Here is a 19,300-nt window from a genome sequence, read left to right as displayed (position 1 = left end):
CATTTTCAGTGCTCTTACACAATGATACTATTCATAAAAAGTACGCCCCAAAAGGATAAATAATGAAAGTAATCAGCTTTAACATCAATGGACTACGTGCGCGACTGCACCAACTCCAAGCGCTAATCGACAAACACCAACCTGATGTGATTGGTCTTCAGGAAATTAAAGTTCACGATGAAGCATTCCCGATTGAAGCTGTCGAAGCCATGGGCTACAAAGTGTATTTCCATGGTCAAAAAGCACATTACGGCGTAGCAATGCTTTGTAAGCAAGAGCCTCTACACGTACAAAAAGGGTTCCCGACGGATAACGAGGAACATCAAAAGCGCATGATCATGGCAACGTTTTTAAATGAAAACGGCGAAAAGGTCACTGTGCTAAACGGCTATTTCCCTCAAGGGGATAACATCAGCCACGAAACCAAATTCCCATACAAGCGCCAATTCTATAAAGATCTGATGACCTACCTAAACGATCATCACAATAACGACGAGCAATTGATTGTTATGGGTGACATCAACATCAGCCCTATTGATGCAGATATCGGTATCGGCGAGCCAAACCGTAAACGTTGGCTAAAAACAGGTAAATGTTCATTCCAACCTGAAGAGCGCGAATGGTTGAAAACCTTACTAGACTGGGGCTTTGTGGACACCTTCCGTAAGCTATACCCAGAGGTGAACGATCAATTTTCGTGGTTTGACTACCGTTCTCGCGGTTTTGATGATAACCGTGGCCTACGAATTGATGTCATTTTGGCAACCCCTTCTCTAGCGGAAAAGTGTATTGAATCTGGTATCGACTATGAGCTTCGTGGTATCGAGAAGCCTTCAGATCACGCACCAATCTGGTCAACATTTAAGTAATATATTGCAAAGCTATAAGCGAGACTCAACGCTAAGCTTAATCCAATAAAAAGGGAGACTCAGTCTCCCTTTTTCATACAAATTACCATTTAATCACTGATTCAGCGGCCAAACCGTTTGACCATCAACAGTTATCGGTGTTTGTGCAAATTCGTTCAGACAGTAGCCTGTATTACTACTTGCAAAGTAAGTGAGCGGCATCGGCGGTAGATTCAGCGCCACAACCTGCTGTTTCGCTTTTTCTGTGAACGAGAACCCCCACATATCGAGATAGCTAGTCATATCTCGCTGAGAGATGTAGCTCAGAGCAATAAGCAACCAGTCGTTGTTCGAGATGCTATTTGCTTCTTCCCGAGAGTAGTTGGCAAAACCAATGCTCAATCGTCTCTCATCCCAAAGCGCGTCGTCCGATTTTAAGCGGTTAAACTCACGTTCAATCAGGTGCAAGCGCGCCAATAAATGCCAACCATTTTTAAGCACACCTTCATGCTGCGCCGCCATCATCATTTGAATGTAAACACGAGCGCCCCAACTCCAACTGGTTTGATTTTGCGCAGCCATGTATGCGTTTGGATCCGCTTGAGTTCGGCTAGCTTGCAATAATTCAAACTGGCCTTTGAAATCCAAGCTTTGGCAAGTTGAAACTTTTCCCGTATTCTGGAAGAAACGAGACTTACTGTAATACGAGTAGTAATTGGTCGTTGAATGCCCTTCCCAGCCTGAAAATCGGAATCGACCTTTTTCTAAACCATGACCAAGCTCATGTAAATCACCGTGACCGAGTGGGCTGAATGACCAGTAAGCATCGTAAGGGTTACCCGAACAACCATAACCACACGTCGCTTGGTCAGCGTTCATGTGCTTCACTATATCAATATTGGCGATTTCCCAACCTTGGTTTTGGGCGTATTGAATAATTTCAGGCACTTCATCTATGCCCGGCCCTTGGAAACCTGCCAGCACATGCGGGTAGTTGTGAACATATTCTTCTGTTGCAAGCGCCATTTCCGAAGGGGTAGACCACATTTCATCGTTGACCGACTCCAACATTTTGTCGCGCTTTGAGTGTACTTCAAACCCAGGAGTGATCAGCTCAGCCCAATCGAATAAATTGGCTTCTAACTGTTGAATAAAAGCGTCGTTGTCCTTCTCACTTCTCCAAACTGGATGCTGTGCCACATGATTAAATTTCAGTTCAACCGGAACATCATTTTTGTCAAAGTGAACCTGTACTGGACCACCATAAGGAGAAGTCAGCGTGATGGTTTCACCCGGCTTCACTTCATAGCCGAATGAAGTCAGCAGTTTTGGTCGCGTGTATCCATCTTTGCTGAACTCATGAGTTGCACCACTTCTTAAAGTGTTGATGACAATCTTAGTCGCCACATCATTGCTGTCATTACGCTTAACCGTAAAGGTTTCCCCAGGAAGCGCATACACACCAGCCGAACGGAAGTTACGCTTTGATTCCATATTAATCGTTGCACTGATTCTCTTTATGTCAGGGCTAAACTCACTACGGCTGAAGTTCCCCATATTTGGTTGTTTTGGGTTTACGCTTCGGCTGTTGTATTGCACGTAATCGGCAAAGTACGACTTTAGGAATTCGGTCATTTGGGTTGATTGTTTGTCCATCGGGAAGACAACCGTTTGACGATAATGATCAGCCAGCAATACCATGAGTTTTTCGTATTGGTAGCCGTTTTGATTAAACAAATCTACTTTTTGTTCATCAAGCTTTTGCAACCAATGGCGAATGCTGTTTGCCCCTGCATAAAATTGACTGTCCATATTCGCAGTGTCAGGGCAGGATTTGTCATCACACTTTGACAAGTCAACGTTGAAATTTTGAGATTCAAAACGAGACAACAGCGCTTGTTGTGTGATGACAGAGTCCGGCACAACGTTCATCAACGATGAAGGTTCCCAGTCGACCAAGCCTAACTTACGCCAATAGTTATCTCCCACATAATCAACATGGAATTTTTCCAAAATGTCTTGGCCAAGATCAGTTAGTCCTCCATCCCAATGCAGGTATAGAACAGGAATTTGGGCTTGCTCAGCGTATTCCAAAGCTTCGAGTACTGGTTTGTTGGTATCTCCAGATTGCAGATGCTGTGACAAGATCAATAAGTTTGGAGTATTGGTTTGCAAGCAGCTAAGTAGCTTCGAACCATCGCATAGGTTGGCCTCGTTAAACGCCAACTCTTGTGAAACATTGTCTTTCAGCCAATTCCGAGTCGCTTGCTCATCCGGAAAGTAATAAGACTGATCCATTTGCGCGATGACGACGTTTGAAGTAACTCCGCCCGACAACCAAGTGACCAGGTTACTTAACCATTTCGTCATCGCTGCGTTGGAAGAGTCGGGAAAACGTTGTGCCGTTCTAAATGGGTTACTACCTAATAGTGCGTAACGTTGACCATTAGACTTTTCCCCGGCAACGCCAATTGACAGAGCTTGATCTTTGTAACCGCTTGCCATGGCCTTATTGGTCATCAAGATGGTGTCGTTGAAGCCATACTGAGGTGCCAAGATCGCGGCATCATGGGTTGGATCCCAATAAAGACCTGAAAGGTTTTTCGCAATTGCAGATTTGATCGTATTCGACTGCATCTTGTGAGCTTCTACAACCTGACGACTTTTACGAATGAATTCGCTCGGGTCAGAAACGAGCAGTGCATTACCAGTTTCAAGAGCTTGTTGAACTGGAGCTGGCGTTGGTTTTACTTGAGCATTAGGTTGTGATTCTCCCTCTCCCCCACCACATCCTGTGGCTAAGGCGGCAATACCCAACGATAGAATTGTTTTTTTCATTTTTACTTACTAAACAATGAGTTTACCGAATGTTAATGTAAGTTGATGAATAATAAGAAAGAGTCTTTTACATCGACTGGAAAAATAGGAATGAAGATAACAAAATTATCAAAAGCAATAGCACCCACTCCGATGCTATTGCCTCTATTGATAATTAGCTTAAAGGACGCAGATAAGCTAAGAAACGCTTCTCTGCCACTTTGAAACACCACAAGATCATAAACGTCAGTGCCATGTAGAACAGCCCCGCCGTCAGGAAAGACTCAAATGGTGCATAGTAGCGCGAGTTAACTAGACGCGCAGCACCAGTTAAATCCATGATGGTAACGATGCCCGCGACTGCACTTCCGTGCAGCATAAATATGACCTCGTTTGAATAAGCTGGTAATGCTCGACGCAATGCACTCGGCAAGATAATACGTCTGTATGTCATAAACTTACTCATGCCATATGCTTTCGCAGCTTCCACCTCACCTTTCGGCAAACCATTAATCGCACCACGAATAATTTCTGCGGTGTAAGCCGATGTATTAAGAATAAAAGCGACCAAAGCACAGAACCAAGCGTTCTCCCATAAGGTATCTTTCACAGGGAAAAACTGATCCATGCCGTAGTAAATCAAATACAGCTGAACCAATAGCGGCGTTCCACGGAAAAAGTAAATGAATCCCCAAGAAGGTAAGCTTAGAGCGTAATTAGTACTATTGCGTGCCACGGCTAATGGGATAGAGACACACAAGCCAATAACCAACGCTAATCCCACTAACCAAACTGTTGTCCAAAGTCCCTGAAGATAAGTTGGAAAGCTTTCAATAATCAAAGAAAAGTCCATAACTTACCTCGCATGAATACTGAACTTACGCTCAACAAGCTTGAGTAGCCCGGTCGAAACGCTGGTAAAAAATAGAAAGATGAGCGCGACAGCCATGTAAAAGGTGAACGGCATTTTGGTCGTACCTGCTGCCAATGAGCTCATTCTCACCATGTCATCCAGACCAATAATGGAAACTAACGCTGTGGTCTTAAGTAACACTAACCAGTTATTACCAAATCCAGGTAATGCATGACGAATCATCTGAGGAAGCAAGATTCTTCTAAACGATAAAGCTGAACTCATCCCATAAGCTTTCGCCGCTTCTAATTCACCCTTGTCCACCGCCATGATCGCTCCACGAAAAGTCTCCGCCATGTAGGCGCCAAAGATAAAACCAATCGTGAGTACACCAGCTATAAATGGGCTGACATCAATATAATCAGGTAAGTAAGACGTCCATTCATGGTTTGGATCACTCGAGGCAAACCACTCGTTGAGCGTTTCGTTGATGGAGTAAAGGCTGTTATTTAAAAGTATTTGTCCACCAAAGAAAATTAGCATCATCAGAACCAAATCTGGAATGCCGCGAATGACGGTGGTGTAAAGAGTGGCAATCGCCCTTGCCCATTTGTAAGGCGCTAACTTAGCTAGTGCGCCAAGCATGCCTAAGACCATGGCGAGAATGAGTGAAAGCACTGCAACTTCTATTGTTACTAAAGCTCCTTTCAAAATCGAAGCTTCGTATCCTTGTAAATCTAGCATAGGTGAGTTCCTAATCCCTAAACTCAAAAAATCGACCGTTGACTACTTCTAGGAACAAGCCAACGGTCGCTTAATTACGGTTTATTCACCGTACACATCGTAGTTAAAGTATTTACCAGCAATTTCTTGGTAAACACCTTTCTCACGTAGTGAAATAATTGCTGCGTCGAGTTTCTTCGTCAGATCTTTGTCTTGTTTACGAACAGCGATACCCATACCTTCGCCAAACCATTTTGGATCGGTTAACGATGGTCCAACAAACTCATAAGCTTCGCCACCTGCTTTGTTGATCACACCCTCTTCTAGAGCAGACGCATCACCTAAAACGGCAGCAATTCGACCATTTTCTAGATCAAGATACGCTTCATCAAAAGAGCCATAACGCACAATTTCAACATCATCGCCGTAGTTGTCAGTTAAGTACTTGTCATGTGTCGTCGCACGTTGCACGCCAATTTTGACATCTTTAAGATTATCAAAATCTAGACCCGCACCTTTCTTAGCGATAAATTTATTTGGGATTTGTGCGTACTTGCCAGTGAAATCGACTTTTTTCTTGCGCTCTTCAGTGATAGACATTGCTGCGATGATGGCATCGTACTTACGTGCAAGAAGAGAAGGGATAATACCATCCCAATCTTGAGCGACGATTTTGCACTTCACTTGCATCTCTTCACAGAGTGCATTTGCCATATCTACGTCAAAGCCTTTTATTGAGCCATCAGTTTCTGTCCAGCTAAACGGAGGGTAAGCACCTTCGATACCAAAGCGAACTGTTTTCCATTCTTTCGCTTGGGCAACACCTGATACTGCCGTTGCAGCAATCGTTGCTGCTAATAACCACTTTTTCATTTCCATACTCCTGTGATTGCTATTTTATTTCGTTTTGTTTGTTGTGTTGGCTTAGGAGGCAATAGTCTGCCGCCTAACAAATATTAGTAAATGGATGAGATAAACTGCTGTAATCGTTCTGAATCCGGGTTTGTAAATAGCTTAGCTGGATTTCCCTGTTCTTCCACTAAGCCTTGATGTAAAAACATCACATGGTTTGATACGTCACGCGCAAACGCCATTTCGTGCGTGACCACCAGCATAGTTCGCCCTTCATCTGCCAAATCTCTCATTACCCCCAGAACTTCTCCTACAAGTTCTGGGTCAAGCGCAGAAGTTGGCTCGTCAAACAACATCACCTCTGGGTCAACTGCTAGCGCACGGGCAATAGCTGCACGTTGCTGCTGGCCGCCAGATAAGTGCCCAGGGTAATAATCTTTACGCTCATACAAGCCTACTTTCTTAAGCAAGACTTCTGCATTTTCAATCGCTTGAGCTTTTGGCACGCCTAAGACATGAACAGGCGCCTCAATCACGTTTTCTAGTACGGTTAGGTGAGACCAGAGGTTGAAACCTTGGAAAACCATTGCCAGGCGTGAACGAATACGTTGGACTTGCTTTTCATTAGCAGGAACAGATTCACCTGCTCTGTTGTTCTTCATTTGGATTAATTCACCATTTACCCAAATTTCGCCCGCGGTAGGCGTTTCTAGCAAGTTGATACATCTGAGAAAGGTACTCTTACCTGAGCCGGAAGAGCCAATGATGGAGATAACATCTCCTTTGTGCGCGGCAAGTGAAATGCCTTTTAAAACTTCATTTTGTCCAAATGTTTTGTGCAGGTCTTTTATATCTAGCGCTGGTACATCATTCATGCGCCCTACTCCCTGTGTTTTTGTCACTGCAATTAAGGGACTCCGCCCTCTCTAATTCGGAACAAATTAGCACCGCCCTTTGAAACTTGCAACAAATTATTAACCTAAATAATTCGAATAGAAAGATACGATAGACAAATTAATATGCAATATATAGCAACATATTCTTCAAAAGTTGAATATTAAATATAAAAAAGCCCCTTTCAAAGGGGCTTAATAAATTTACAAAAGTGTTAATTGAAACCTATTCGAGGTCGCAATGAATTAATTAAAACGACTGACTACCAACGAGTTTGAAGTACGTAATGTCACTTCATTTTCTAAGCCTTCTTTTTCAGAAGTAATGATGCCATCTAGGTCTTCATCTAGTTCAGGCTCTGACGCTTCACCATTGGAGAAGAAGCTCATGAAAACTTTAGAATCAATATTACTATCTTCATTCACTACCAAAGCAGTGCGATTAAAATCGTCCGAAGCTGAAACTTTCAAACCGTTAACGGCCGATGTTGGGAAGTTGTAGTAATGCAATTCTGGAACAACAACAGAATCACTATCACTTGTTGTGAAAATGCGATGTGTGACTCTGTAGTCGCCTGAAGTTGCAAAGTAAGCGACACGAGTAAAGCCTTCAGTAGACGATGTTAAGCCCATGTCCAGATCAATCACGGACTCTGCACTTCCTTGCGTTGATACACTTGGTTTTGTGTTCGGCAGGTTATCAATATTTAAGTAAGCACTCGGATCAACGTCAATATCCCATCCGTCAGAGATCGTTTCGTTAAGTAGAGACTCCCAACCATTAACTTGATTCTCTGAGAACGCCATGTATACCCAAGTTTCTTTATTCGTTGCACTAGGGCGATTATATTCAACGGCCGTTTTATCCAGCTTCAACGCGTCATATGCAAAGCCGTTAGTAACAAAGCCAATGTTGAGCGAGTCGTAAGTATAGTCAGAAGACGAATAAATGTTTGACGTATTATCCGCTCTAACTAAGGCTATCTCACCAGTTCCCCACGAACCAATACCATACTGGTAAAGCGCTTTGTCGCTTGAACCTGATTCATACTGAAACAATGCCGTTGGTTCACCTTTAAGCCCCATCAGTTCATCAGTAGGCAACATATCAGGGTTCGGAGACGTGAAAATATCGGTTTGCGAGACAAAGTTGTAATCTCCGCCACCTGATTCAGCATTTCGGTAATCTAAGTTAGTAAACTTATTGCTTGCTAAGTTACCGCCAGTAAAGCATTTGTTCAAAGAGTCTCGGTTTAGTGCAAAAGTAGCATTACGTAGTTTCTTATCTTCCAAGAACTCTTTTGAAAACGTGTTTACGCGAGCTTCTTTGCCGTTAAATTCTATTGCTTGAAACGTTATAAAGCCGCCGTCAGGGATATCTTCAAGATAAAACTTAAAGTTATCAGTGGTAGGTTTGATAATGTCTCCGGATCTTTTGCCATCTGCATCAGAGTAGTAACCGATAACATAGTTGGTCACTTGCTCTTTTGACGCTGCACTGTAGGTTAAAACCGTTTTATCGCCGTTCAGCTCAGTTTTGTGGTCATATACAGTACAACCTTTCGTAGTTGCTTCACTTTCAGTCATTGTTGCTGGTATAGCAAAATCAAAAGTAAACGCAGTTTTCGGCGCTGCACCACCGCCACCGCCACCGCCGCCGCAACCGACCATTAACCCTGAGATGATTGCCACTAGTGGCAGTACTTTAAGCTGTTTCATGTCTTTTTCCTAAACTGAGCGGCAATGATTAGCCAAAAAATTGTCTTTGCTCTGTCCAAAGCAAGAATAAAGCCAGCTTTATATAATCACCGTGAATATTGACATTTAATCTGCATCTCGTGCAAAAGGACAAAAAGTTCTAATTTTATGCAACTTGTGTAATGAAATTACACAAGATCTCCGCATCTCATTCGCATGCCAGAAACTTTCTGTAGTTTTATTTCACAACCATTCTTAAAGTGATCTAAATCAATCACCCTAAATGGCTATCTTGCTAGACTCCTGCCAAAAGATGAGGCTTTTTTTTGTGCCTCAACACAATAAGTTATTAGCTATGCTTAGGCACAGTGTCGACGTGTAACAAATCTAACAATAGCTAGCATAAGCGTGCCGCAGGATGCGGATTAACACAATTGAATGAAGAATTCATAACTTTTAAATATATGAGGAATCTATGTCAGACGCAGTTAACAAAACGCACTCTGATTCAGATATCGAGACCAAGAGCTACCGTGAGCTTCATCGTCCAGCATCTGAGTTCGCAAGCCGTTCAGACTACCTAGACCACGAACTACAAATCATGAAGCCACGTCGTTTTGGCTTGAACTTGCCAGGTCGTGACTTCCGCTTTGAGCTTGAAGACCTTGTTCCAGCACTTGCTGGTACTATCGGTATTATCGCAATGTACTCTGCGGTAATGATGTCTTGGGCTGAAGGTCTTACTGCAGCATGGGACCACGTAAACTTAGGCAAGGACTTTGCTATCGAAGTTGCGCGTGTAGAAATGCTCATCCCTGCACTTCTTTTCTGTGTACTTGCCTCTGGTTTTATTAACCCTAAAGCCAACCTAGCAGGCAACCACGGCCCGATGATCCCTCTTATTGGTACGATCGCTCTTGCTGGTGCTCACCCTCTTGCATTAGCAATTCTCATTGGTGTGTTTGGTTTGATTTTGAGCCTCTTAAAAGGTGGGTCAAAACTGGTTAACCTCACCTCTGAAGGTACGGCTGGTGGCCTTCTTATTTTCCTAGGTTTAACCGGAACCATGAGCCAAATTAACTCTATTCAAGCTTGGGCTGTTGGTTTGCAATCCGATACGGTTGCTGCTGGTAGCATGGGTTACATCGGTCTAATTGTTCTTGCGGTTACCATTGGCTTATACGCGTTCCTTGCTAAAGTGAACAAACGCTGGCTAGCGATCCCTGTTTGTGCCTTCACTGGGCTTGCAATCGCACTTGCTCTTGGCGCAGGCTTCGATATTAAATTCGTAACCGAGACAGGCCTTCCAAACTTAAATCCAATCTACTGGTGGGGTTCAACAGAAGAAGGTTGGATGCTTGGTCTTCCTAATATGGAACACTTCATCGCTTCTCTACCATTCGCCATTCTTGCGGTAGCAATGTGGTCACCTGACTTCTTGGGTCACCGTATCTTCCAAGAGATGAACTACCCACGTAAGAGTGAGAAAGTGCTGATGGACGTTGATGACACAATGACAATGTGTTCCGTTCGCCAAATGGTCGGTACTGCAGTGGGTGGTGGTAACATCACATCATCTTGGGGGACTTACATGATCCCTGCTGCAATCGCGAAACGCCCTATTCCTGCTGGCGCCATCTTACTAGGCTCTCTATGTATTATTGTTGCAATCCTTGGTTTTCCTATGGACGTTGCAGTATGGCCTCCAGTTATGCGCGTTGCTCTTCTCGTTGGTGTATCTCTACCACTGCTTGAAGCTGGCATGCAGATGGTGAAGGACTCGAAAGACTCACAAGCAGCAGGCATTTGTATCTTTGGTTCTGCCGTTGTTAACCCAGTTCTAGCTTGGGCACTAACTATGCTTTTAGATAACAACGGTTTAATTGGAGATAAAGAGCGCGCGTCTCGCCTATCATTTGTAGACAAGATTGTGATCCCAGTAAGCGTACTTGTTATCTGTTTAGTTGCTATGCTTGCAGTTGGTATGCTTGAAGGCCAGTATGGCATCCAAGCTTGGCTATAAGCTAGCAATCCAGAAATTTGTGGGTAGCGCTCGTCGCTACCCCATTTTTATCGAGATTTTTGAGGATTTATTGATTTAGTTTAAGGTTTGCAAAAAAATTTTAGTTTAACCTCTAACTGTTGCTTAAAAAGAGAAACGTTAAAACTAGTGACAATATTTATAGTTTTGTAAATCGAATACGTAAATTTAAGACTATAAATATTGTTATTCATAAGAGTGTACTGTTCCCCTCTTTTATCTGGGGATAGCTGGCTCAACGGCGAAGCAGTACGTATTTTTTTCTACTAAAAAGGTAGGTATGTCATGGCAGAGCAATTTGCTAAAGCTTGGGAAGGTTTTGCTGCAGGCGACTGGCAAAACGAAGTAAACGTTCGTGATTTCATTCAGAAGAACTACACTCCGTACGAAGGCGACGAATCTTTCCTAGTTTCTGAAGGTACTGAAGCGACTAACAAGCTTTGGGCTAAGGTAATGGAAGGCATCAAACAAGAGAACGCGACTCACGCTCCTGTTGATTTTGATACTTCAGTTATCTCTACCATCACTGCTCACGATGCAGGCTACATCGAAAAAGACCTAGAAACTATCGTAGGTCTTCAAACTGACGCTCCTCTAAAACGTGCGATCATCCCTAACGGTGGTATCCGCATGGTTGAAGGTTCATGCAAAGCCTACGACCGCGAGCTAGACCCACAAGTTAAAAAAATCTACACAGAATACCGTAAAACTCACAACCAAGGCGTTTTCGATATCTACACTCCTCAAATCATGGCGTGTCGTAAATCTGGCGTACTGACTGGTCTTCCAGATGCATACGGTCGTGGTCGTATCATCGGTGACTACCGTCGTGTTGCTCTATACGGTATTGACTTCCTAATGAAGGATAAATTCGCGCAGTTCTCTTCTCTACAAGAGCGTTTTGAGAACGGCGAAGACCTACAAATGACAATGCAGCTTCGTGAAGAGATCGCAGAGCAACACCGTGCTCTAGGTCAAATCAAAGAAATGGCTGCAAAATACGGTTGTGATATTTCTCGTCCTGCTGAAACTGCGCAAGAAGCTATTCAGTGGACTTACTTCGGTTACCTAGCTGCTGTTAAATCTCAAAACGGTGCGGCTATGTCTCTAGGTCGTACTTCTACGTTCCTAGACATCTTCATCGAACGTGATATCGCGGCTGGTAAGCTAACTGAAGAACAAGCTCAGGAAATGATCGACCACTTCGTAATGAAACTACGTATGGTTCGTTTCCTACGTACTCCTGAGTACGATGACCTATTCTCTGGCGACCCTATCTGGGCAACTGAGTCTATGGGTGGTATGGGTCTTGACGGTCGTACGCTAGTTACTCGTACAAACTTCCGTTTCCTAAACTCACTATACACTATGGGTCCTTCTCCAGAGCCAAACATCACTGTTCTTTGGTCTGAGCAACTACCTGAAGGCTTCAAGAAGTTCTGTGCGAAAGTATCTATCGATACTTCTTCTATTCAGTACGAAAATGACGACCTAATGCGTCCAGACATGAACTCTGACGACTACGCGATCGCATGTTGTGTATCTCCAATGGTTGTTGGTAAGCAAATGCAGTTCTTCGGTGCTCGTGCGAACCTTGCGAAAACAATGCTTTACACCATCAACGGTGGTGTGGATGAGAAGCTAAAAATCCAAGTTGGCCCGCAAATGCCTAAGATCGAAGGCGATGTTCTTAACTACGATGAACTGTGGGAGAAAATGGACCACTTCATGGATTGGCTAGCGAAACAATATGTGACTGCACTAAACGCTATCCACTTCATGCACGATAAGTACAGCTACGAAGCGGCACTAATGGCTCTACACGACCGTGACGTTAAACGTACTATGGCTTGTGGTATTGCTGGTCTATCTGTTGCAGCTGACTCACTATCTGCAATTAAATACGCAAAAGTTAAGCCAATTCGTGACGAAGACGGTCTAGCAATCGACTTCGAAATCGAAGGCGATTACCCTAAATTCGGTAACAACGATCCACGCGTTGATGATATTGCATGTGAACTTGTTTCTGTATTTATGGGCAAAATCCGTAAGCTTAAGACTTACCGTGATGCAATCCCTACTCAGTCAATTCTTACTATCACTTCAAACGTGGTTTACGGTAAGAAAACTGGTAACACGCCTGACGGTCGTCGTGCTGGTGCTCCATTTGCTCCAGGTGCAAACCCAATGCACGGTCGTGACGAGAAAGGTGCTGTAGCATCACTAACTTCAGTTGCTAAACTGCCGTTTGCTGACGCACAAGATGGTATCTCTTACACATTCTCTATCGTACCTAACGCACTAGGTAAAGATGAGGGTTCACAACGCGCTAACCTTGCAGGTCTGATGGATGGTTACTTCCACCACGAAGCGGGTATCGAAGGTGGTCAACACCTAAACGTGAACGTTCTTAACCGTGAAACTCTAGAAGACGCAGTTAAGCACCCAGAGAAATACCCTCAGCTAACAATCCGTGTATCTGGTTACGCTGTTCGCTTCAACTCTCTAACTGCAGAGCAACAAGCTGACGTAATCGCACGTACATTCACTGAGTCTCTATAAGACTATAGCGAAATAACGTTCTAGTAATACAACAAAGGCTGATGCTAAGTAGCATCAGCCTTTTTTTATTTCTTGAATGAAAGTTGTGATATCGCGAAAGACTTTTGCCCGCATTCTTACGTATGATGCGAAAAAAGTTAGCAAATAAAGTCTATGAGATTTAGCAAATTAATTATTCTTACCCTTCTTTCTCCAGTTGCAATAGCATCCACTAAGTCTACGGTTTCTTTTACCATCGACAACGATGGTATTTTTGGCGTAGATCAAGACTATACGAATGGTGTTTTCCTTTCTTACGCGACAGACCAACTGACACAAGAAAGCCAATGGAAATGGCTGAGTCTAGCTAACTCAGAGCACGCCAATATCGATAAAATAGAGTTGGTTCTTGGCCACAAAATGTGGACTCCAAGCGACATTGAAGCCGATTATCCACTAATCAATGATCGTCCATATGCCGGTTACCTACACACCGAAATCAACTACCTTTCCCTAACGAGTGACAAAGCTGTACGGTACAATTTCACCATAGGAGCTACGGGTGAAAGTTCGCTATCAGAAAAGGCGCAAGAAATCGTTCACGGCATAACAGGATCGACGGACCCTCAAGGTTGGGATTACCAGATTGAAGATAAAGTTGCGTTCAGCCTTGGTTACCGCGTATTTAACAAATTGATGCGCAGCGAAGAACAAAAAACACAATGGGAGATCACCAACATTAACGACATCAATGCGGGTAACTTCCGTAGTGATGTCTCTCAAGGCGTCATGTTTCGTTGGGGTACAAACCTAGCGAATAGCATCGGAGCCGCCAATATCAGTGTCGAAAGCCCTTTCTCAGCAAGTATGATCGCTCAGAACACGTCGAGTTGGTTCTTGTTCACCGGGTTTGAAGGTCGTTACCGCTTTAATGACATGACTATCGAAGGAGATCGTCCTGGCATTCCTGAACCGTCAGCGCCATACGACGTCACACTGCAAAATTGGCAAGCAAGTGCCGTCGCGGGGGTATCTTGGTACAACCAAAATTACGGTGCAAGCATCACCTTTACAATTAAAACACCGGATTATGAAGAAGCCCAAACCGATGTTTATGGGACAGGCTCGTTCTCCGTGTTCGCCTTTTTCTAAAAACTGAATTATCCCAGCATCGAAGTCAATCTAGATACACGGCAAGTTCTCGGGGTAGGTATTAACCACCTCGTGTTCAAGCGTTTATGTAGATTGGCTCCATCTATTTTCTTTCTTCAAATAACCTTGCCTTTAGTACCGACAAAGCTGTTTTAACCCTGCTTTTTGTAATAAAATAACAGCTAGAATTTACTAGTAATGAGAGCAAAAGATGTCAACAGCTGGTCGTATTCACTCATTTGAGTCATGTGGTACCGTAGACGGACCTGGTATTCGATTTATCGTCTTCTTGCAAGGTTGTTTAATGCGCTGTAAGTATTGCCATAACCGCGATACTTGGGACACGCATGATGGCAAAGAAGTCACGGTTGAAGAAATCATTTCCGAAGCGAAAAGTTACCGCCACTTCATGAATGCATCAGGCGGTGGCGTTACTTGTTCTGGCGGCGAAGCGATGCTTCAACCGGAATTCGTACGTGATTTTTTCCGCGCTGCTAAAGCCGAAGGCATTCATACATGTCTAGATACTAACGGTTATGTTCGTAAGCACACTGATGTTATCGATGAAGTACTGGATGCAACAGACTTAGTCATGCTTGACATCAAACACATGAAAGACGAAGTGCACCAAGATCTCATTGGTGTATCCAACCGACGCACATTGGACTTTGCTCGTTACTTGCAAAAAATCGGAAAGAAAACATGGATTCGCTATGTCGTCGTGCCTGGTTACACAGATGACCCAGAAGCAGCACACATGCTTGGTGAATTTATTAAAGACATGGATAACATCGAAAAGGTCGAGTTACTTCCTTACCACAAATTAGGGGCTCATAAGTGGGAAGCGTTAGGCTTAGAATACCCACTCGAAGGCGTAAACCCGCCACCAAAAGAAACCATGGATGAAATTCAATCCATTCTTGCTCAATACAACGATAACGTAAAATACTAAGTGAACCGCAAGACTAACCTCTTTAAAATACCAGCTTATTGCTGGTATTTTTTTGATTATATCTAAGCCTTATCAGTGAGTTTCTCTGCGGTCATTTAGGTATAAAAAGAACGATAGAAATGATTGCGTCATGTTCGCATAGGAAGGAAGTAACATGGATTTGTTTAACTTAGGCTCTCTTGTTGTCTCAATTTGGATAGTAGTAGTCTACTGCCTACCAGATTGGAAAAAAGTCGTTTGGCCCAAACTGGAAAAAGAGAAAGGATTTCAGCACCTCGTTTTTGCAACGCTCTTCTTTTTCAGTATTTTATGGACAGCTCAAGCAGGTGTAAAAGAAGGATTACAGATTCATTTTCTTGCACTAACAACGCTGACGATGATGTATGGTTGGCGTATGGCATTTCTACTCAGTATCCCTGCAATGCTGGTCAACCACCTACTACATGATGTGTCCTTGCTACTCTTACCCACGTCGTTAGTTCTATCTGCCCTAATTCCGATTTTCATTAGTTACTTAGTGTTTCTTCTGAGTTACCACTACTTGCCACGAAACATTTTTGTTTTCATCTTCGTTGCTGGATTTTTCAATGGCGCGATAACAGGAAGTCTGCACCTCATCATTAACTCTTTTTATCACCTATCAGTTGGTCACTACGATTGGGAAACCATTCAACATAACTACTTTGTTTTTGTGCCGTTGCTCGCCTTTCCAGAAGGTCTATTAAATGGTATGGCACTGGCGGTTTTAACCGTATTCAAGCCAGAGTGGCTGAGAGTATTTTCAGACCGAGACTACATATACAATCATTACCATAAATAAGTGTTTTCAAACTGGTCAAAAGTGACAGTTCTTGCCATTTTTTAGTATTAAATATGTGTTGAGATCATGTTTCACTCATGTCTTAAGCGTTAACCTAAGCACATTAAAAATGTATTAGATATCTAGTGAGGTCACCATGGAAATGTCAAACGCTCAACGTTTGATTCTATCAAACCAATACAACCTTATGTCTCAACTTGATCCAAGTAATGCGGCCAAATACAAACGCTTACAAACGATCGTTGAACGTGGTTATGAACTACAAATGCGAGAGTTGAACAAAGATTTCGGCTGCCTCTCAGAAGCAGAGTGTCGTGAGATCATCGACGTTATGGAGATGTATCATGCGATGCAAGAGTCTTACAACATGCTAGACGATGAAGATCGCAGCAACGTGGATCAACGTCGCTTGAAGTTCTTGGGATTTGATATCGCTTCAGAAGCGCAACAAGTACATTACGTACGTTTTCTCATCGATTCTGAAGGTTTGTACCCTCAGTTTGACAAGGCAGATCATCACTTTAACAGCCAAATGCCGATGCTAGATAAATACCGCCGTATGCTGCAAACTTGGCGTAACTGCCCTCGTCAGTATCATTTATGTGAAAACGAACTAGCGCAAATCTTCAGCGCATAAAATGGTCATCTAAGAATGAGGAGAGCGCCCGCTCTCCTTGTTATTTACCCTGTCACAAACTTATCTAAGACTTTGCTCTCTTCCTACCTCTTTCACTTGCCTTGCTCAATGTAGAACAACGAATCACTGAGACTCTTCCGTCTTTGCCAAATATTTGATTTCTATTGCACCTATTCACGACATAAATTCGTCCTTAATAAAAGAGTGATTCAAATGTCACTTTTACAATAAATTCATAATTGTTAAGCAAAATTGCAAATCCCCGACTAGGCTTAAGTAGAGAAAGGCTGTGATTGAAAAATTCATATCCACCGCTCACCGTTGTAACGAAAAAACCGTCCATAAAGCAAAGTCTTTGGTGTCGCCAATCTTACATTCTGTACGAACCAAATGTGATAACAGGACGTATATTCAAACAACAACGAGCATAACTGTTGGTGGAAAGCCTGAATCAACGTTCGTCGGTAGACTGACTATTAAAGGGGAAAGCGACATGAGTATTTTCGACCACTATCAATCAAGATATGAAGCTGCAAAAGATGAAGAGATGTCGTTACAGGAGTTTTTAGCCCTGTGTAAAGATGACAAAAGCGCTTATGCTAATGCAGCAGAACGCCTACTGATGGCGATTGGTGAACCAGAGATAATCGATACGGCAAAGGATCCGAGACTAAGCCGAATCTTCTCGAATCGTGTTATCTCTCGTTATGAAACCTTTAAAGACTTTTATGGCATGGAAGATGCCATAGAACAAATTGTGTCTTACCTAAAACATGCGGCGCAAGGCCTAGAAGAGCGTAAGCAGATTCTTTACCTACTCGGCCCTGTCGGCGGTGGTAAGTCTTCGCTTGCAGAAAAGCTTAAGGCTCTGATGGAACAGATGCCTATTTATGTTCTTACTGCTAACGGCGAACGCAGCCCAGTGAATGACCATCCATTCTGCCTATTCAAAGCCACAGAAGATGGCGATATTTTGAAAAAAGAGTATGGCATCGAGCACCGTTATCTTCGCTCGATCATGTCTCCTTGGGCCGCTAAACGTCTTCACGAGTTTGGTGGTGATATCACCAAATTTAAAGTAGTGAAAGTACGCCCTTCTATCCTTGACCAAATCGGTATTGCCAAAACTGAACCAGGCGATGAAAACAACCAAGATATCTCATCATTGGTTGGTAAAGTCGATATTCGTAAGCTTGAGCACTATTCGCAAGACGATCCAGACGCTTACAGCTACTCCGGTGCGCTGTGTAAAGCAAACCAAGGTTTAATGGAATTCGTTGAGATGTTCAAAGCACCAATCAAAGTGCTTCACCCGCTGCTAACAGCAACGCAAGAAGGCAACTTCAACGGTACAGAAGGCCTTTCTGCGATTCCATTCGACGGTATGATTCTGGCTCACTCAAACGAATCTGAGTGGCAGACCTTCCGTAACAACAAGAACAATGAAGCGTTCTTGGACCGTGTTTATATTGTGAAAGTACCTTACTGTCTACGTGTTTCAGAAGAAGTCAAAATCTACCAAAAACTTCTTGAAAACAGTGAGTTATCTCAAGCCCCTTGTTCACCAAGCACACTCGAGACTCTGGCACAATTCAGTATTCTTTCTCGACTTAAAGAGCCTGAGAACTCGTCCATCTTCTCTAAGATGCGCGTATACGACGGTGAAACGCTGAAAGATACGGATCCAAAGGCAAAAAGCTATCAAGAGTATCGTGATTATGCTGGTGTCGATGAAGGCATGAACGGTCTCTCAACACGTTTTGCCTTTAAGATTTTGTCACGCGTATTTAACTTCGACCAAACCGAAGTGGCAGCCAACCCTGTACATCTATTCTATGTGATTGAACAACAGGTTGAGCGCGAACAGTTCCCTGCTGAAACAGCAGAGAAATATCTCGAGTTCTTGAAAGGCTACCTAGTACCTCGATACGTTGAATTTATCGGTAAAGAGATTCAGACCGCTTATCTTGAGTCTTACTCTGAGTACGGCCAAAACATCTTCGACCGATATGTCACCTATGCAGACTTCTGGATTCAAGACCAAGAGTACCGAGATCCAGAAACTGGTCAGCTATTTGATCGCTCTTCACTGAATGCTGAGCTAGAGAAGATCGAAAAAACAGCTGGTATTTCTAACCCGAAAGATTTCCGAAACGAAATCGTTAACTTTGTGCTTCGTGCGAAAGCGAATAACAATGGTCAAAACCCGGTTTGGACCAGCTACGAAAAACTGCGCACAGTAATCGAGAAGAAAATGTTCTCCAATACCGAAGAGCTACTTCCGGTTATCTCATTTAATGCGAAAACCTCTTCTGAAGATCAGAAGAAGCACGACGACTTTGTCGCTCGCATGATGGAAAAAGGCTATACCGAGAAACAGGTTCGCCTACTTTCTGAGTGGTACCTACGAGTACGTAAGTCATCCTAACCCAGTATTGAGTTAGGTCGCTTGTGAAACATGAAGAGGGCTATT

At 43.3% G+C, this 19,300-nt stretch carries 14 protein-coding genes; 8 read left to right on the top strand and 6 right to left on the bottom strand.

What is annotated here, in order from left to right; translation table 11 throughout:
* Nucleotides 1-62 precede the first annotated feature (62 nt).
* Nucleotides 63-869, top strand: a complete 807-nt coding sequence (gene xthA, locus R7E42_RS08735) for an exodeoxyribonuclease III (RefSeq protein WP_005378433.1) — start codon at nucleotides 63-65, stop codon at nucleotides 867-869.
* 93 nt (nucleotides 870-962) lie between these two features.
* Here xthA and R7E42_RS08730 read toward each other — a convergent pair whose 3' ends face one another.
* The 6 genes from R7E42_RS08730 to R7E42_RS08705 all read right to left on the bottom strand — a co-directional run bounded on the left by R7E42_RS08730 (nucleotide 963) and on the right by R7E42_RS08705 (nucleotide 8,705).
* Nucleotides 963-3,686 carry an ImpA family metalloprotease gene (locus R7E42_RS08730; RefSeq protein WP_213895480.1) on the bottom strand — a complete coding sequence of 908 codons (2,724 nt, stop codon included), beginning with the start codon at nucleotides 3,684-3,686 and terminating at the stop codon, nucleotides 963-965.
* Between the two features lie 154 nt (nucleotides 3,687-3,840).
* On the bottom strand, nucleotides 3,841-4,518 hold the full coding sequence (locus R7E42_RS08725; protein ID WP_005378435.1) for an ABC transporter permease: 678 nt from the start codon (nucleotides 4,516-4,518) through the stop codon (nucleotides 3,841-3,843).
* A gap of 3 nt (nucleotides 4,519-4,521) precedes the next feature.
* Nucleotides 4,522-5,262 carry an ABC transporter permease gene (locus R7E42_RS08720; protein WP_005378436.1) on the bottom strand — a complete coding sequence of 247 codons (741 nt, stop codon included), beginning with the start codon at nucleotides 5,260-5,262 and terminating at the stop codon, nucleotides 4,522-4,524.
* A gap of 81 nt (nucleotides 5,263-5,343) precedes the next feature.
* Nucleotides 5,344-6,114: an ABC transporter substrate-binding protein gene (locus R7E42_RS08715; protein ID WP_005378437.1), complete on the bottom strand. Its 771-nt coding sequence runs from the start codon at nucleotides 6,112-6,114 to the stop codon at nucleotides 5,344-5,346.
* An 83-nt stretch (nucleotides 6,115-6,197) separates the two neighbouring features.
* The gene (locus R7E42_RS08710) at nucleotides 6,198-6,968 is read right to left on the bottom strand and encodes an ABC transporter ATP-binding protein (RefSeq protein WP_005378438.1); all 771 of its coding nucleotides are present in this window, start codon (nucleotides 6,966-6,968) and stop codon (nucleotides 6,198-6,200) included.
* A 264-nt stretch (nucleotides 6,969-7,232) separates the two neighbouring features.
* The gene (locus tag R7E42_RS08705; protein ID WP_318072585.1) at nucleotides 7,233-8,705 is read right to left on the bottom strand and encodes a 54K polar flagellar sheath protein A; all 1,473 of its coding nucleotides are present in this window, start codon (nucleotides 8,703-8,705) and stop codon (nucleotides 7,233-7,235) included.
* A gap of 454 nt (nucleotides 8,706-9,159) precedes the next feature.
* Here R7E42_RS08705 and R7E42_RS08700 point away from each other — a divergent pair, with 454 nt between their 5' ends.
* From R7E42_RS08700 to R7E42_RS08670, 7 genes are all read left to right on the top strand, one after another.
* Complete coding sequence (locus R7E42_RS08700) at nucleotides 9,160-10,707, top strand: DUF3360 family protein (RefSeq protein ID WP_005378441.1); 1,548 nt, start codon at nucleotides 9,160-9,162, stop codon at nucleotides 10,705-10,707.
* Between the two features lie 303 nt (nucleotides 10,708-11,010).
* A complete protein-coding gene (pflB, locus tag R7E42_RS08695) occupies nucleotides 11,011-13,287 on the top strand; it encodes a formate C-acetyltransferase (protein WP_005378442.1) in 2,277 nt (758 codons plus the stop codon).
* 153 nt (nucleotides 13,288-13,440) lie between these two features.
* Entirely contained in the window at nucleotides 13,441-14,418 is a 978-nt protein-coding gene (locus R7E42_RS08690; RefSeq protein ID WP_005387855.1) for a lipid A deacylase LpxR family protein, read from the top strand.
* 211 nt (nucleotides 14,419-14,629) lie between these two features.
* The gene (pflA, locus tag R7E42_RS08685; RefSeq protein WP_005378444.1) at nucleotides 14,630-15,370 is read left to right on the top strand and encodes a pyruvate formate lyase 1-activating protein; all 741 of its coding nucleotides are present in this window, start codon (nucleotides 14,630-14,632) and stop codon (nucleotides 15,368-15,370) included.
* A gap of 154 nt (nucleotides 15,371-15,524) precedes the next feature.
* Nucleotides 15,525-16,190: an energy-coupling factor ABC transporter permease gene (locus R7E42_RS08680; protein ID WP_005378445.1), complete on the top strand. Its 666-nt coding sequence runs from the start codon at nucleotides 15,525-15,527 to the stop codon at nucleotides 16,188-16,190.
* A gap of 136 nt (nucleotides 16,191-16,326) precedes the next feature.
* On the top strand, nucleotides 16,327-16,827 hold the full coding sequence (locus tag R7E42_RS08675; RefSeq protein ID WP_005378446.1) for a YfbU family protein: 501 nt from the start codon (nucleotides 16,327-16,329) through the stop codon (nucleotides 16,825-16,827).
* A gap of 493 nt (nucleotides 16,828-17,320) precedes the next feature.
* The gene (locus R7E42_RS08670; protein WP_005378447.1) at nucleotides 17,321-19,255 is read left to right on the top strand and encodes a PrkA family serine protein kinase; all 1,935 of its coding nucleotides are present in this window, start codon (nucleotides 17,321-17,323) and stop codon (nucleotides 19,253-19,255) included.
* Nucleotides 19,256-19,300: the final 45 nt, after the last annotated feature.

The organism is Vibrio sp. Vb1337 (genome assembly GCF_033338715.1).
Classification (GTDB): Bacteria; Pseudomonadota; Gammaproteobacteria; order Enterobacterales; family Vibrionaceae; genus Vibrio; species Vibrio alginolyticus.
This window is presented reverse-complemented; position numbering and strand designations above follow the sequence as displayed.